Source organism: Lacticaseibacillus chiayiensis (assembly GCF_004123795.1).
Classification (GTDB): Bacteria; Bacillota; Bacilli; order Lactobacillales; family Lactobacillaceae; genus Lacticaseibacillus; species Lacticaseibacillus chiayiensis.
The window spans coordinates 177,320-193,574 of sequence record NZ_MSSM01000005.1; the positions used below are offsets into that span (position 1 = coordinate 177,320).

Annotated in this window: 16 protein-coding genes; 6 read left to right on the forward strand and 10 right to left on the reverse strand. The window is 46.2% G+C overall.

What is annotated here, in order from left to right; genetic code table 11:
- Positions 1–70: 70 nt before the first annotated feature.
- The 3 genes from ptsP to BVJ53_RS03055 all read right to left on the reverse strand — a co-directional run bounded on the left by ptsP (position 71) and on the right by BVJ53_RS03055 (position 2,394).
- The gene (gene ptsP / locus BVJ53_RS03045; protein WP_129301089.1) at positions 71–1,795 is read right to left on the reverse strand and encodes a phosphoenolpyruvate--protein phosphotransferase; all 1,725 of its coding nucleotides are present in this window, start codon (positions 1,793–1,795) and stop codon (positions 71–73) included.
- Positions 1,795–2,061: a phosphocarrier protein HPr gene (locus tag BVJ53_RS03050; protein ID WP_129301090.1), complete on the reverse strand. Its 267-nt coding sequence runs from the start codon at positions 2,059–2,061 to the stop codon at positions 1,795–1,797. The genes ptsP and BVJ53_RS03050 overlap by 1 nt, the downstream gene beginning before the upstream one ends.
- 141 nt (positions 2,062–2,202) lie before the next feature.
- On the reverse strand, positions 2,203–2,394 hold the full coding sequence (locus BVJ53_RS03055) for a hypothetical protein (RefSeq protein ID WP_129301091.1): 192 nt from the start codon (positions 2,392–2,394) through the stop codon (positions 2,203–2,205).
- A 220-nt stretch (positions 2,395–2,614) separates the two neighbouring features.
- On the opposite strand from BVJ53_RS03055, the gene BVJ53_RS03060 reads away from it, so the two are divergent.
- Positions 2,615–4,843 (forward strand): ATP-dependent Clp protease ATP-binding subunit, encoded by a 2,229-nt coding sequence (locus BVJ53_RS03060; protein ID WP_167470157.1) that lies wholly within the window; start codon positions 2,615–2,617, stop codon positions 4,841–4,843.
- A 161-nt stretch (positions 4,844–5,004) separates the two neighbouring features.
- Positions 5,005–5,298 (forward strand): DUF1827 family protein, encoded by a 294-nt coding sequence (locus tag BVJ53_RS03065; RefSeq protein WP_129301093.1) that lies wholly within the window; start codon positions 5,005–5,007, stop codon positions 5,296–5,298.
- 129 nt (positions 5,299–5,427) lie between these two features.
- Here BVJ53_RS03065 and BVJ53_RS03070 read toward each other — a convergent pair whose 3' ends face one another.
- The 3 genes from BVJ53_RS03070 to BVJ53_RS03080 all read right to left on the reverse strand — a co-directional run bounded on the left by BVJ53_RS03070 (position 5,428) and on the right by BVJ53_RS03080 (position 9,679).
- Positions 5,428–7,002, reverse strand: coding sequence for a peptide chain release factor 3 (locus BVJ53_RS03070; RefSeq protein WP_129301094.1), 1,575 nt, complete (start codon positions 7,000–7,002; stop codon positions 5,428–5,430).
- Between the two features lie 66 nt (positions 7,003–7,068).
- The gene (locus BVJ53_RS03075) at positions 7,069–8,427 is read right to left on the reverse strand and encodes a hemolysin family protein (protein WP_129301095.1); all 1,359 of its coding nucleotides are present in this window, start codon (positions 8,425–8,427) and stop codon (positions 7,069–7,071) included.
- 73 nt (positions 8,428–8,500) lie between these two features.
- Entirely contained in the window at positions 8,501–9,679 is a 1,179-nt protein-coding gene (locus tag BVJ53_RS03080; protein ID WP_129301096.1) for an AI-2E family transporter, read from the reverse strand.
- 76 nt (positions 9,680–9,755) lie between these two features.
- Here BVJ53_RS03080 and BVJ53_RS03085 point away from each other — a divergent pair, with 76 nt between their 5' ends.
- On the forward strand, positions 9,756–10,190 hold the full coding sequence (locus BVJ53_RS03085; protein ID WP_129301097.1) for a GNAT family N-acetyltransferase: 435 nt from the start codon (positions 9,756–9,758) through the stop codon (positions 10,188–10,190).
- A 111-nt stretch (positions 10,191–10,301) separates the two neighbouring features.
- Here BVJ53_RS03085 and BVJ53_RS03090 read toward each other — a convergent pair whose 3' ends face one another.
- The 3 genes from BVJ53_RS03090 to recX form a co-directional block, all read right to left on the reverse strand.
- A complete protein-coding gene (locus BVJ53_RS03090; RefSeq protein WP_129301098.1) occupies positions 10,302–10,820 on the reverse strand; it encodes a hypothetical protein in 519 nt (172 codons plus the stop codon).
- Positions 10,821–10,845: 25 nt separating this feature from the next.
- Positions 10,846–11,382, reverse strand: coding sequence for a nucleoside tri-diphosphate phosphatase (gene ntdP / locus BVJ53_RS03095; RefSeq protein ID WP_129301099.1), 537 nt, complete (start codon positions 11,380–11,382; stop codon positions 10,846–10,848).
- A 73-nt stretch (positions 11,383–11,455) separates the two neighbouring features.
- Entirely contained in the window at positions 11,456–12,253 is a 798-nt protein-coding gene (recX, locus tag BVJ53_RS03100; RefSeq protein ID WP_129301100.1) for a recombination regulator RecX, read from the reverse strand.
- 72 nt (positions 12,254–12,325) lie between these two features.
- Here recX and BVJ53_RS03105 point away from each other — a divergent pair, with 72 nt between their 5' ends.
- Entirely contained in the window at positions 12,326–13,846 is a 1,521-nt protein-coding gene (locus BVJ53_RS03105) for a helix-turn-helix domain-containing protein (protein WP_129301101.1), read from the forward strand.
- An 11-nt stretch (positions 13,847–13,857) separates the two neighbouring features.
- Here BVJ53_RS03105 and BVJ53_RS03110 read toward each other — a convergent pair whose 3' ends face one another.
- The gene (locus BVJ53_RS03110; protein ID WP_129301102.1) at positions 13,858–14,238 is read right to left on the reverse strand and encodes a hypothetical protein; all 381 of its coding nucleotides are present in this window, start codon (positions 14,236–14,238) and stop codon (positions 13,858–13,860) included.
- A gap of 76 nt (positions 14,239–14,314) precedes the next feature.
- On the opposite strand from BVJ53_RS03110, the gene rlmD reads away from it, so the two are divergent.
- Positions 14,315–15,682, forward strand: coding sequence for a 23S rRNA (uracil(1939)-C(5))-methyltransferase RlmD (gene rlmD / locus BVJ53_RS03115; RefSeq protein WP_129301103.1), 1,368 nt, complete (start codon positions 14,315–14,317; stop codon positions 15,680–15,682).
- 85 nt (positions 15,683–15,767) lie between these two features.
- The gene (locus tag BVJ53_RS03120; protein ID WP_129301104.1) at positions 15,768–16,247 is read left to right on the forward strand and encodes a nucleoside 2-deoxyribosyltransferase; all 480 of its coding nucleotides are present in this window, start codon (positions 15,768–15,770) and stop codon (positions 16,245–16,247) included.
- Positions 16,248–16,255: the final 8 nt, after the last annotated feature.

Sequence of the window (16,255 nt, forward strand, 5' to 3'; positions counted from 1 at the left end):
TAGAGCCTTCAAAGCAAAAAAAGACCGCCACCCGATTCGGGATGACAGCCTTCTTCGAATCATGACATCATTACTGACCGGTTGTCTTTTTAACCAAGTCCGCATTTTCGTCATTCGAAATATTTTCATTTAGAGCAACATCGGCCATTTTAGCCATGTCCTCAGTGGAGAGCCGCTTCATTAAGCTGCGAACCTTCAGAACAGAAGTTGCAGACATGGAATATTCATCAAGTCCCATACCAAGCAGCAACGGAACCATGATCGGATCACCAGCAGCCTCACCACACATGCCAGCCCATTTGCCTTCCTTATGAGCCGAATCAATCACATGCTTGACTAGCCGAAGGATCGATGGGTTGTATGGTTGATAAAGGTAGGAAACATGTTCATTCCCACGATCAGCCGCCATTGAATACTGAATTAAATCGTTAGTCCCAATCGAGAAGAAGTCAACATACTTGGCAAACTGATCAGCCAAAACCGCCGCAGCGGGTATTTCGATCATGATACCAAGTTGAATGTTATCGGATACCTTAACGCCATCCTTGACCAACTTTTCTTTTTCTTCTGTGAAGATCTGCTTAGCCTGTTTGAACTCGGAAATGGTAGCGATCATCGGGAACATGATCCGCAGATTACCGAAGGCAGAGGCGCGCAACAAAGCACGCAACTGGGTACGGAATATATCCTGACGATCTAGACTGATCCGGATCGCACGATAACCCAAGAATGGATTTTGCTCTTGCGGTAATGGCAGGTACGGTAAATGCTTGTCACCGCCTATATCCATTGTCCGAACAACAACCGGCTTCGGATTCATGGTCTCAAGAACCTTCTTGTAAGCTTCGAACTGATCGTCTTCTGTCGGCAATTCGGAAGAATCCATGTAAAGGAATTCGGTACGATACAAGCCGATACCCTCAGCACCATTTGCCAGCACACCGTCGAGATCCTTAGGTGTTCCGATGTTAGCCGCAACATCAAAATGCTTGCCATCAGCCGTCACGGATTTCGCCGTCTTCAGTTGCGCCCATTCAGCTTTTTGCTTAGCAAATGCTTCAGCAGCTTGCTTGAATTTAGTAATTTCATCCGTCGAAGGATCAATAACAACTTCACCGGTAAGACCATCAACGGAAATCAATTCGCCGTTTTGTGTCTTTTTGGTCACATCATCAGTCCCGACAACGGCAGGAATTTCCAATGAACGGGCCATAATCGCACTGTGAGCAGTTCGACCACCGATATCGGTGACAAATGCCTTGACATACTTTTTATTCAACTGCGCCGTATCAGAAGGTGTCAGATCGTGAGCCACGATAATGACTTCTTCATCAATTAACGCTGGATTCGGCAACGTACGACCCAACAGATGCGCCATAATACGCTTTGTCACATCGCGAACATCGGCAGCACGTTCCTGCATATACGGATTATCAGTCATGCCTTCAAAAGTCTGGATGAAGAATTCGGAAACTTCCTTCACAGCCTGTTCAGCGTTTACTTTTTCATCCTTGATCTTGGATTCGATCTGGCCAGTAAAGTCAGGATCAGCCAAAATCATCATATGGGCATCAAAAACTTGAGCCTCTTCTTCGCCAAGCGATTCAGCGGCCTTTGCACGGATAACCTTCAACTCATCATTACTTTGATTAAGTGCCTGCTTCAGCCGATTGATTTCCTTTGAAGGATCATCAACCGTTTTTTTGTTAAATGATAAATCAGGTTGAACCAGTAAATAGGCCTTCGCTGTGGCGATCCCATCACTAGCAGCGATTCCCTTCAAATGTTCATCCATTATTCAGCCAAGCCTTCTTTTTCCATAGTATCGGTAATAGCAGCAATTGCGTCTGCTTCGTCAGCACCTTCAGCAGAAATGGTAACATCGGCACCTTGGCCAACACCCAAACTCATAACACCCATAATGGACTTGAGGTTAACGCTCTTACCTTTATATTCCAAGTTGATGTCTGAGTTGAACTTGCTGGCTGCTTGTACCAACAAAGTTGCCGGACGTGCGTGGATCCCGGTTTCTGCAATAATGTTAAATTCACGTTTTTCCATGACTGATCTGCTCCTTCATATAACTAGATTTCTAGTGTTTTTCCGAATAGTTTATAGGCACACCAACACCCAAAACAATTCATGTAAACCTTACCATTTTTTGTGGCTTGCCACAAGCGTCACATGAGATTTGACGCTTATTTAGCGGGAATCGACTGACCTGTAGTGGTATTCGATGACACCATCACGTTTAGCCGTCCCCACAATCTCTTCACGATCAGGATAATTTGTCCATGCCGTCCGAAACGCCATAAATGTTTCGGGCGTCACCGTGATTTTCTCACGCTGACCAGTTTTTAACTCATCCATTAAAGTGACATAATTCTGAGTCATCTATTTGCCTCACCTCACTTCATAAGGTTAGCATAAAAGTAGGCATTGAAAAAGCGCTAATGCCTGATATCACTGAAATATTTGGAACTTTTTAGCACTCTTGCAAGCCGAGTGCTTGCATTCTCGACATGAGGGTGTATACTATTGCCATAGGTCAAGAAAGGTCAAACCTTTTTTCGACTATATGTGGCACCTAATTAGACAGGAAGGTTGTGACAAAATGTTATGTGAAAACTGTCATAAGAATCCAGCCACTATTCATCTTTCAACCGTTGTTAACGGGACGCGGCAGGAGATCAACCTCTGCCAAAACTGTTATCAATTACTCAAGAAACAAGCAGGAGGAAATATGAATCCAACAAATGCAAGTGATCCGTTTGGGTTCGGGAGCTTAGATGATATCTTCCGTGCGATGAATCAGGGAATGGATCGGCCGCAACAGCCTAACGCGCAGATTCCGCCTACCCAGGCAGGTCGCGGCGGCAATGGTAACAACGGCCGCAATGGCAATGGTAGTAAGGGATTGCTGGGTCAATTCGGTGTTGATCTGACCGAACAGGCACGCAAAGGCCAGATTGATCCGGTTATCGGCCGCGACAAAGAAATTTCGCGGGTGATCGAAATCCTGAATCGCAGGACGAAGAATAACCCGGTTCTGATCGGTGAAGCCGGTGTCGGTAAAACCGCTGTCGTCGAAGGCTTGGCTTTGAAAATTGCCAATGGTGACGTACCGGCCAAGTTACAGGATCGTCACGTCATTCGTCTCGATGTCGTTTCCCTTGTTCAAGGAACTGGTATTCGTGGTCAATTTGAGCAGCGGATGCAACAATTAATCGATGAACTCAAACAAAATAAGAACATTATCCTATTTATCGATGAAATTCACGAAATTGTCGGTGCCGGCAATGCTGAAGGCGGTATGGATGCTGGCAACGTTTTGAAGCCTGCTCTTGCTCGTGGCGAGTTACAACTGGTCGGTGCAACCACCAGCAACGAATACCGCCAAATCGAAAAAGATTCCGCGCTTGCTCGGCGCTTGCAGCCAGTTATGGTTGAAGAACCTAGCGTTGCCGAAACCATTAAGATTCTAAAAGGCTTGCAGCCGCGCTATCAAGACTTCCATCACGTTAAGTACACAGAAGCCGCGATTGAAGCTGCAGCAACGCTCAGCAACCGCTACATTCAGGATCGCTTCTTGCCCGACAAGGCCATTGACCTGTTGGATGAAGCGGGGTCGCGCAAGAACCTGACAATTGCAACTGTTGATCCTGAAACGATTAAAACCAAGATTGCAGATGCCGAAAACCAAAAGCAGGCAGCGTTGAAGCAGGAAGATTACGAAAAAGCCGCCTTCTATCGCGATCAAGTCACGAAACTAGAAGACTTGGCCAAGAAACAATCGAACCTTCCGGAAAATGAAGTCCCAACAGTCACCGAAAAGGACATGGAAAAAATTGTCGAAGAAAAGACCAACATTCCTGTCGGTGAATTGAAGGCACAAGAACAGGCGCAGTTGAAGAACCTTGCCAGTGATCTTGAAAAACATGTCATCGGCCAAAATGAAGCGGTTGACAAGGTTGCGCGAGCCATTCGGCGTAACCGGATAGGCTTCAACAAGACGGGGCGGCCAATCGGTTCCTTCCTCTTCGTTGGACCTACCGGCGTCGGTAAAACCGAGCTGGCCAAGCAACTTGCCAAAGAACTGTTCGGTTCGGAAGATGCCATGATTCGGTTTGACATGTCGGAGTATATGGAGAAATTCAGCGTCTCCAAGCTGATCGGGTCACCGCCAGGCTATGTCGGCTATGAGGAAGCCGGGCAGCTAACCGAAAAAGTTCGCAGGAATCCTTATAGCCTGATCCTGTTAGATGAAATTGAAAAAGCCCATCCTGATGTCATGAACATGTTCCTGCAGATTCTTGATGATGGTCGGCTGACAGATTCGCAGGGTCGCACCGTTTCATTTAAGGATACCATCATCATCATGACGTCTAACGCCGGATCAACCGATGCCGAAGCAAATGTTGGATTTGGCGCCACCTTAAGCGGTAAGACGCACAGTGTCCTGGATCAGCTTGGCAATTACTTCAAGCCGGAATTTCTCAACCGTTTTGACGATATTGTCGAATTCAAGCCATTATCCAAAGATGACTTGTTGAAGATCGTCTCCTTGATGATCACTGACACCAATAACAATCTCAAGAGTCAGGGTCTGACGATTCATGTCACCGATCCGGTCAAAGAGAAACTGGTCAGTCTGGGTTATAATCCCTCAATGGGTGCCCGACCGTTACGACGGGTTATCCAGGAACAGATTGAAGATCGCGTTGCCGACTTCTACCTGGATCATCCGAATGCCAAGGAACTTGAGGCACGCATCAGCAATGGTGAAATTACGGTTGGTGAACCAGCCAAAGCCGAAACAGCTTCAAAAACCAGTAAAAAGTAACAACGATCAGTCATCACCTGATCGTAGCGATTAGAACGAATGATGCAAAAAAAGAAAGCCTGCGGACAAACTGTTCGCAGGCTTTCGATTGTACATAATATTATTTTTTCTTAAATTGTTTTATAATAAAACCGGTAGCAAGAGAAATGGAGGGCCTGACCATGCGACTAATTAATGTCACCAACAGCTTTAGAAATTTGGTAAGCCAACAACTAAGCGGTACTGATGCCCGACTTGTCAAAGTCTTTTCACTCGGTCAAACCACCGTTGTTTATACAGAAGCACCTGCGCACATCGAGATATTGTTTACCAACGAACGCCGCAACATTCAGCGTGAAGAAATTGCTTACACGCTTGATCGGCTGCTCAAAAAGTCCGTTGACGATGTTTCGCCAATCATGGGACACCACTTGGCTGAAATTACGATCCCTAAGTTAGAGCGTCAGGCTGAATAAATGCGGCCCTTTGTTCTTTCGTTAGGCGATCAAATGATGTTTCGTAACGGCTATTGTGTATAGGCAAAAAGGCGCCTCAAAATCCAGGAACAAAAAAAGCGGCTGTTGCCGTTTTTTTTGTTGCCAATACTAAAGTTTAGCCGTCAATTTTACATCCGGATACTTATCTGCAAACCAGCGCTCGGCGTATTGATTTTCAAATAAGAATAATGGATCACCGTGAACATCCTGTACCAGCAGGTTGCGCGAACTACTCATTTTTTCGTCCATCTGTTCCGGATCAATCCAGCGGGCAATGCGCGAGCCGATCGGGGTCATCACGACTTCGGAGTGATACTCATGCAACATTCGAAACTGGAAAACTTCAAACTGCAGTTGTCCAACCGCACCGAGAATGTAGTCATTCGTATGATAAGTTTTATAGAGTTGGACCGCCCCTTCTTGGACCAGCTGCTGCATGCCCTTGTGAAACGACTTTTGTTTCATAACATTTTTAGGGGTGACGCGCACGAAGATTTCTGGCGTAAACTGTGGCAACTTCTCAAATTGAATCGGCGTTTTTCCTTGATAGATGGTATCGCCAATCTGAAAATTACCAGTGTCATACAAGCCGACAATATCTCCGGCAACCGCAGTGGAAACGGTTTCGCGGCTGTCAGCCATGAACTCGGTAGAATTATTCAACCGCATCGTTTTACCGGTCCGATGCAAAACAACATCCATACCGCGATCAAATTCGCCGGAAACAATTCGCACAAAAGCAATCCGGTCACGATGAGCTGGATTCATATTGGCTTGAATCTTAAAGACGAAAGCCGAGAACTCGGGATTTGTCGGCATGACTTCATTGCCTTGCTCGGTCTTTTTAGGACCCGGTTCAGGTGCATATTTAACAAAGCTGTTCAGGAAAGTTTCTACGCCAAAGTTAGTCAATGCTGACCCAAAGAAAACCGGCGTCTGATTACCAGCCATGATTTTCTTGAGGCTAAATTGATTGCCAGCATCGTTTAACAGCTCGATGTCTTCCATTGTTTGTGTATAAATCGAATCCTGAGTCAACGGTTCACTGGCAGCCAGCTCACCTTTATCATTAAGCGGTAAAAAGCGATCGGCACCTTCCCGTCGATACAATTCGATTCGGTTATTTACCCGATCGTACAGCCCCTTCAAGCCTTTGCCCATCCCAATCGGCCAATTCATCGCATAACCTTCAATGCCCAGCAGATCTTCTAACTCAGCAATTAAGTCCAGTGGCTCACGCCCGTCACGATCCAATTTATTCATGAAAGTAAAAATTGGAATGCCACGTTGCTTGACAACTTTAAACAGTTTTTTCGTTTGGGCTTCAATCCCTTTCGCTGAATCAATCACCATCACAGCAGCATCAACAGCCATCAGCGTCCGATACGTGTCTTCGGAAAAGTCCTCATGCCCAGGTGTATCCAAAATGTTAATCCGCTTGCCTTGATAATTAAATTGCATTACCGAGCTTGTGACTGAAATGCCACGTTTCTTTTCGATTTCCATCCAATCTGATTTGGCAAAATGTCCGGACTTTCGGCCTTTAACCGTCCCCGCTTCACGGATGACGCCACCAAACAGCAATAACTGTTCAGTAATCGTGGTCTTCCCGGCATCAGGGTGAGAAATAATCGCAAACGTCCGCCGTTTTGCGACTTCTTGTGCTAATTCCTGTGGTTTCATTATCTGATTCCTTCCAAAGTGTTCAAAGTTACTGCCAGTACCTGCTCCAAGTCATTTTGAGCCGCACTAGCTATCGGTCTCCTTGGACGATACCTCTTTCGATGCCTCTAAAGTCGGCACATCACTTAAATGAATATGAACGTTGACGAGCCGTGACCCTTCCACTTTACCGGTCGACAACACGACGCCCGGTGCTAGCTCAAGCTTTTCGCTATGATGCGTCGATGGAATCGCGCCAAGCTGCGTCAACACATAGCCGGCAATCGTATCAACATCCGGTACATCCAGACTGGTTTTGAATAAATCATTGAACTCAGAAATCGGCATCCGCCCGGAAACCACATAGTCAAATTCCGTTTGTTTGGTATAGAGCTGTTCCGCTTGATCCGATTCATCATCAATATCGCCAACAATTTCTTCAAGTAAATCTTCAATCGTGACGATGCCGACAACAACGCCATACTCGTCCAAAAGAATAGCGATTTGCTGTTGACGGGTTTGCATTTCCTTCAACAATGCATCTACGGTAATGGTTTCCGGTACAAACACCGGTTCCGTCATCACCGATTCGATTTTAACATGTTCAAATCCAACTCGCCGTGCCTCTTTGAGTAAGTTCTTGATATGGACAATTCCGATGACATGGTCCTTGTCCTCTTCGTAAACGGGGATTCGTGAGTAAATATTATTTAAAATAGCGTCGATCGCTTTTTGATCAGGCTCTTCGGCATCGATCATGAAGGCATCTGTTCGCGGCACCATCACTTCACGCGCCATGGTGTCTGACAACGAGATGATTCCTTCAAACATTTGATATTCATCAGGATCAATGGCACCGGCATTCCTGCCATTTTCAATCATGGCAACCATTTCTTCCCGCGTGACAGACTCGCCTTGGTGATTAAATTCCATTGGGGTCAGCTTCATCAAAAGTTGGGTTGATGCCGATAAAAGCCAGACAAACGGGCGCATTAACGCCGCTAGCCAACTAATTGGGGTCACACTCATCTTGGCCACTCGTTCTGCCTTTTGAAGCGCCACTTGCTTGGGATAAAGCTCACCGAAGACAAGCGAAAAATACGATAAAATCAACGTGACTAAAATAACTGCTGCTTCATGGGCAAAGGACCAATGGCCAAAAATCGGGGCAATCCGATCCGCCAATGTGGTTGCAGCTGAAGCCGACGCAAAAAATCCGGCAAAGGTAATGCCGACTTGAATCGTCGCCAGAAACCGGCTGGAGTCCTTCATGATGGCAACTAACTTAGCTGCTTTTCGATCACCCTTGTCTGCCTGTGTTTGCATCCGGGTACGTGAGCTTGAAACGACCGCAATTTCTGCGGCAGCGAATCCTGCATTAATTAAAGTCAAAAAGATAATGAGGATTAACTGTCCCCATATCTGACCGTCTGGGTCACTGCCCATTCAAAAACACAACCTTTCGTAAAAAAAACGGGGACTCATCCCCGTAGCTCTATCACTTCAGTATAGCAAGTCCTTATTTCTTTTTCAATTCTGAATCAGACTGGACCCCGTCCTGTGCAGTCGGCTCCGGCAGTTCTCGCTCATCATCAGAATCTTCGTCATCCTTATGTGCTTGATGGAACCGATATAATTCGTATAAGTAAGTAATGACGGTTTTGATCACGGCATAAGTCGGCACCGCCAAAATGGTGCCCATTAGCCCCCATAAATTGCCTGCCACCATCAGCAAAATGATGATCGTCAACGGATGAATATCCAAAGACCGGCCGATGACGTTAGGATAAATGAAGTTCCCGTCAGTCATCTGAATAATGACCACTACCAAGACAACCAGCAAGACTTTGGTCCATCCCTGGGTTGCTGCAATGACCAATGCTGGGGCAATACCGATATACGGTCCCAAATAAGGAATGATCGTAACCAAACCGGCAATAAAGCCTAGCAGATAAGCGTAAGGCATACCAATAATCAAATAGCCGATAAACGTAAAGGTTCCAACGAACAAACACTCAATTGCCTGACCGCCGATATAATGCGACAATGTGGCATTCAAGCGCGTGAAGACTGTTGCAACCTCATCATGATAACGCCGGGGCAATAGCCGCTGAATACTTGGTACGAAGTTTTCGCCATCTTTGAGGAAGTAAAAAAGCATGACCGGAATCGTAATAATGCTGATGACGATGCTTGCCAAGGAGCCAATCATACCTGGCAATCCACTTGAAAAGCTGCCTAATACCTGGCTCAACAACTTGCTCGGCGATATTTGTAAACTGGCAACATACTTGCCAATATTAAGCCGCTGATACCAAGTGTAATGTGAAGCCTTGCCGATAAAGGAACGCAGCCCTTTTAAGAAATCCGGAATATTAGTGATGAATTGCGTGACCTGGTAAATCAGATTCGGCAAGACCGCCATGATAATTAAGCCAATGGCACCAATGACGACTAGGAAAATCAAAAGAATCGAAATATTGCGGCTAATGTGTAGCCGCTGCAACAGCTTGACAATCGGATTAAACAAATAGAACAAAAATCCGGCCGACAGAATCGGAATCAGCAACGTTGAAAAGAATGTTGCAACCGGCGCAAATAAGAAAGAGACCTGGGTTAAGCCGATTACCACGAAAATCAGGACCAACAACTCGACTGACCAGAACATTAATTTTGAATGGCGTAACTTATCAAACATAATCGGCCTCCCCAACTTCTTCTCGCTAGTGTTATAATAGCAAACAATTTCCCAAAACGGAAAGAAGGTTCGCACTTTGGAAGTAAAGACAACAACTGCTTTAGATTCACCAATTCATCAAGACAGCATTCAGATCCGGACACATGTTTTCGTCAAGGAACAGCACGTCCCGGCAGATCTGGAAGTCGACAAGGATGAAGGGAAAGCCACCTATTTTGTCCTTTATGACGCTGGCTTGCCTGTTGCCACTGCCCGGATTTTACCGGAAGCAAACGGCTATCATGTCCAACGCGTTGCCGTGGAAAAGATCTACCGCAAGCATGGCCTTGGCAAAATGGTGCTAACCGCCATTATCAAGTACGCCCGGCAGCACCACGTGTCTTTTTTAAAACTTGGTGCCCAGATTCAGGCAGTCGGTTTTTATAAAACTTTAGGGTTTCAATTAACGAACCGACCGGAGTTCCTGGATGCCGGCATTCGCCATCGTGAAATGATGCTGAAATTAGACTAAACGGTGCTTTAGGTTAGTCCGATTAAACCATTCAAATTTGAAAAAAATATGCTTCTAATTTGAATTTATTAGAAGACCATCATTGCAAGCAGGCCATGCCTCGCTTGCTTTTTATTCATATTCGTCCACACCGGTCAACTGCTCCGGATCAATATAAAGACGATAAGCCACCGTTTTAACGACCTCACCATCAAGCAGATAACTTTCCAGATAATACGGGTGATCCGTCTGACCTAAACGTTCGGGCAGCGGGTATCCTGCCTGTTCGATGATCTGTAAGCCTTTGTTAAAGCTGGTAGCAAGCGGCAATTCTTTTGCCAAAACCTGACTAGCCGGTTGCTTCACTTGTCCTGCCGTCGCCGCTGGCAGTTGGAAGCATTCATAAGCTTTTGGTACATCTGTCCCCACTGGCAATAAGCTGCCGATCCAGTACAGAAAAGTATCATACGGTGAAAAGATCACCATTGCTGTTCGATTAGGCGTTTCAGCCAGCTGGTCAAGCTGCTTAAACCCCAGTCGTTGTTCGAAATCCGTCCATGCAGGGCGAAACGTGCCAAGTTGATCGCTACTTTCGGTTGTATAAGCATGACCTGCAAATAATTGTGCAGGTTGTTGCGGAATTTGTTTCATATTGCCTCCAACATCACTATCGTCTTCAGATTCGATGTGCCAATTGCAAATACCGGCGATACCACAAATCCACATAGGCTTGGGAAAAAGGCCCTTTACCATGGTTAATCCAATCGACCAGCACTTTGACGTTGGCTTTCAAAATGCGATCCGTCGTCGCGGGGTACTGCCACATTTTACGATGCGCTTCATATTCATCAACATCCAGCAGGCGCTTCTCCCCGTCGGCAAACACTTTGACATCTAAGTCATAGTCAATATATTTCAGTGCTTCCTGATCCATGGTAAAAGGGGTCGCCAGGTTGCAATAATAGGAAACGCCGCCTTCGCGAATCATCGCAATCACATTGAACCAGTAATGCTTGTGAAAGAAAATAATTGCCGGCTCCCGCGTCAACCACCGACGCCCGTCAGACTCAGTGACCAGTGTATGATCATTGCAGCCAATCAAGGCGTCTTCACTCGTTTTTAGCACCATCGTGTCGCGCCAGGTACGATGCAAACTGCCATCATGTTTATAACTTTGAATGGCGAACGAGTCGCCTTCTTTAGGGATCCGCATAAAAAACCCGCTTTCTAAAATTCCGTTTTCTATTATAACAAAGCTTATCGGATACCGCTAAAAAACTAGAGTCTTAGTCCTCTTCAGCCAAATCTTCCAAAACATCGTCAATAGCATCCAAATCAAACCCCTTACGAAACAAAGCTGATTTTACCTTTTGCCTACGGATTCGGTCATCGTAACGCTGCTTTAACCGCCATTGTTTGGCAGCCTCGGCTTTTAAAAGGGCCAGCTCACTTTCTGCATCCGGTTGCGGATCGAGAATTTCAACCGCGGCAGCAATCGTTGCTTGATCAAAGCCTTTTTGAATCAGGGCAACCCGCAGTCGCTGTAACTGATCCTTAAACGCCCGGTTTTGATGGTGACGCAGATTTTTTTGACCGGCGCGCACCGCTGCTTCAGTCCAGGTTGTCGATGGGACAGCAGCCAGTTGCTCGGTTAATAAGTCGGCCGCAATGCCTTTCTGCTCGAGTTTGTGGCGTACCATGCGCGGTCCGGCTTCGCCTATTTTGCTATTGGCTTCTAAATAACTTTGAACATACTCGGCATCGTTTAAAAATCCCAGCTCGGTCAAACGCTGTAAGACTCGGCTGATGACATCTTCCGGAAGATCTTCTTTTGCCAACCGTTCCTTGACTTCGTGGCGGGTACGACTTTGGTGATTAATATAATTCAGACCGATCTCCACCCCCATGGCAACGACTTCGCTGTCCTTGATCTGGGCTTCCTCCGCTGGTGTGAGGATCATCCCCTTGGCAAGTTGATAATTCACCAATGTCGTCTCACTGACCGGAAAGGCATACTCACCATCCAGAAAAATATTATAGCGTCCCCGCCGGTGTTGCGCCGTTATCTTTGTAATTTGCCCCATGCGCTTCTGACCACCTTTCTAATCACGTCATCACTTATGTTATACTTTTGATAAATAAGATGGAGGTCTGTTATGTTTGAAGCTAGTTTTTTTGACCGTCATAGTATGACTAATTATCAACTATTTCGGGCAATGAAGACCTTGCCACAAACAACCATATCGATCAATGCACTTAGCCGCACAACAGGTTTATCATACTCACAAACCTACACGGCATTTCAGACCGTTTTGGTTCAGCTTAATAAAATCATTCCTGACAAAGCCGTTGACGAGGCAAATTTTACCCAATTTTTAGAACGTATCACGCTCAACCAGTACCGCTTTGCTTTGCTTAAAGACAACCTGCCTTTTGAATTCTTTGATGATGTGTTTAAAAATCCGAACCCTGATTTTCACCGATTTAAAGAAAATCACCAGACAAGCGTTTCAACTTTGAGACGCCGTATTACCCCGTTTCGGGATTACTTGGCGGACAATGGCGTTAGTCTCAACAGCACAACCTGGGCAATCGAAGGTGATGAACTACATATTCGCTTGGCGATGTTTACTTTTTTTATGCTTGCTTATCGCGGTGCCGGCTGGCCATTTTCGGATGTCCAAGAGCAGCAGGCAAAGCAGCTCTTGACCGAGATCAATCAAGTCGCGCCGAAATTTTTGTTGTTACCGGTGCAACCGATGTCCAAGGAGGCATTGGTCATTCTCGCCATTCAGCTGATGCGGATCAAAGCCGGCCATACCTTATTGCCGAATCGGCGCATGCAGCTGCTTTTTTTCGGCCACGACGATCTGCCGGATTTAATTTTTACCCAATCACGGTTTCCTAATTTATCGGCGTCCGAACTAAAGGCGGAAAAACAATTTTATTATTTTATGCGCATGTATCTTATGACCGTTACCCGGCAACCGCAAACGCTTGATAAGCAAATCATCGAACATTTTGATGAAACCGATAACCTCGTGAATCGATTCGTCTTTGGTTTGCTCAGTCACTTAAACGATCAGCTGCACGAAACCGATCGCCAGCTGATTGCTGAAAGCCAAGTCATGATTGCCAATCTGTACCGTCTTAGTTTTACCGAGTACGTACTCGATGGACGGTTTAGCCAGCGCATTGATTTTGCCCAATCACCTTATGAAGAAGCCGACAGCAGTCAATTAGCCACGGAAATCCAACAGTACCTCAAAAAGATTCCTAAATCGATGCCGGAATCCATTTTTGCCGATTTCTCCGAGCCATTCGTCAGCGGCTTATATCTTTTGGTGAAGGACAATTATCCCGAACTTAACCGAGACATGCAGATGGTCGTCAACGTTCTCATCGAGCATGACTCGTTTGCCAAACGGGATTTGCTCAACTTTCTGGATGATTTGGGCTTTATCCGGGTTGTGCCACCTGATACAGCAGTCAAACCGGATCTAATCATCACCACCCTCACCAAGCCAAAACGGGTGATCCCACGTCTGGGCCACCCGTTTGATCCCGCAACCCCGCTGATTACCTGGATGCCGGAACCGACTGATTTAGATTATTTCCATCTTTATCGCCGACTTAAACAATTACAACGTCAACACGGTTCATCAGCGAAGTCCTAACCCTTGATGCTTTAGTGGACCGGTTTGGCGGTATAGCCGATAAAATAAACTAATGCTTCATATCCAGCCAACCCCAGAATCACCGCGGTAATCAGTATCGTGTTGTTTAAGTTACTGTTGCGGTTAAACCACAAAAAAGCCACCATTAGAAGCATCACAACAAAATAGGCATTTTGCAGGCTGCGATTGATCTGAATTTCAAATTTAGCCTCTGGACTTTGGTAATCAATAGCATGGACTTTGTTCAACCGGCCAACCTTATAGGTTATTTTGTCGCCGCGTTGGACTTTGAGATCTAACGTTTCGCCAGCGTGTATGACATTTGGCGTGTCGTTTTGCCAAACAGTCGCCGTCATTTTTTTGCTCATGGTGTTCGAATAAGTAATTTTCACAATCAATCCTCCTGAAAGTACATTATACTAGAATTTTTCAGGGATCGTCACCATTTATCAACGTAAAGGAGTATTTATGGTAACCACAGTTAAAATCGGGCAACGTTTTCCATTGACTATCAAGCGGTTGGATATCAATGGTGCGGGTATCGGCTATTATCAACGTAAAATCACTTTTGTCACCGGTGCGCTCCCTGGTGAAGTTGTCGTTGCAGAAGTAACGGCGATTTACAACCGCTATCTTGAAGCCAAGGTTCACAAAATCCGTTCGGCTTCACCGGATCGCGTGAAACCCGCGGAACCGCTTTATGGAGAAATTGGTGGCATCGAATTAAACCATCTTGCTTATCCAGCACAATTACGCTTCAAACGGGATGTGGTCGCACAGGCCTTGGCCAAGTTCAAACCAGCAGGCTGGCAACATTATGACTTAAAACCAACCATTGGCATGACGCATCCGACGCATTATCGCAACAAAGCTCAGTTCCCGGTTCGGGTCATTGACGGTCATGTTCGCGCCGGTTTATACGCGCCCGGTTCACACCACCTTGTCCCATTGACCCATTTTTTGACGCAGGCGCCATTGACCATGAAAGTCGTGGCTGCTTTGTGTCAACTGCTTGAAGAACTCCAGATTCCGATTTATCAAGAAAAAAATAACGCCGGCATTGTCAAAACGCTGGTTGTTCGGGAATCTTTTGCAACCGGTGAAGTGCAAGTCACATTCATTACCAATAGCGCTAAACTACCACAGCAAACAAAATTGGTCGCGGCCATTGCAACACGCTTGCCTATGGTCGTCAGTATTGCTCAAAATATTAATCCAGGCAATACCTCCATCATCTGGGGTAAGGAAAACCGATTGTTGGCCGGCCAACCTTATATCCACGAGACATTGTTAGGCCGTACTTTTCAGGTTTCGCCGCAAGCCTTTTTACAACTTAACCCGGTACAAACAGAAAGGCTTTATACGGTCGCAAAAGACGCACTTGAATTGGCACCAGACGATACGCTGATTGATGCGTATTGTGGGATTGGCACGGTCGGAATCAGCCTTGCAAATCGGCACCAGACAATCTACGGAATGGACACAGTACCTGAAGCCATTGACGATGCAAAGGCAAATGCAGTCCATAACGGCTTCACCAAAGCACACTATTTTGTCGGTAAAGCCGAGACGCTGTTTCCTAAGTGGCTGCAAGAAGGCATTCAAGCTGATGCCGTGATTGTTGACCCGCCACGCGCCGGCCTCGAGCGTCCTTTTATCGATGCCTTGCTAGCGCTTAATCCTAAGAAATTTGTTTATATTTCCTGCAACCCTTCAACGTTGGCACGTGATCTCATCCCTCTGGCCAAACATTACAAGGTCGCTTGGATCCAGAGCATCGACATGTTCCCGCAAACGGCCCGCTGTGAGGCGGTTGTAAAGTTTACGCGCCGCTAATTGCGTCAGGTGAAACAGCAGCTCCAACATCGCCAAAAGATTCCCTTCATTCGTCACATTCATCCATACAAAGCGGGTTCTTGCCATGAAAATTTATTTTGCCAATGCCCTTTTCAGTCATGCCGATTTCGATTACAACGCGAAATTGGCCGGCCAAATTCGTGCCGCTGTTCCTGGCGTTGACCTGTATGTGCCTCAGGAAAACGCGGCAATTAACAATAAAGAAGCTTGCGCCGATTCTAAAATGATTGCCCAAGCCGATACTGATCACCTGGAAACCGCTGATCTGTTGGTAGCCATTTTGGATGGTCCGGTCATCGACAATGGGGTGGCCACTGAAATCGGGGTCGCCTATGCCACCAAAATCCCGATTCTCGGCCTTTACACTGACAGCCGGCGTCTTGGTGCGACGAATCAGCAAAAACTCGACGCCTTGCAACGAGTTGCCGAAAATCAGTTCCATTATCTGAATTTATACACCACTGGCTTAATCAAACTCAACGGTGCCATCTACACCGATGAAGCAGACTTGGTTGCGGCTATAAAAGCCCGGGCAACTGCTTAAGTCAAAAT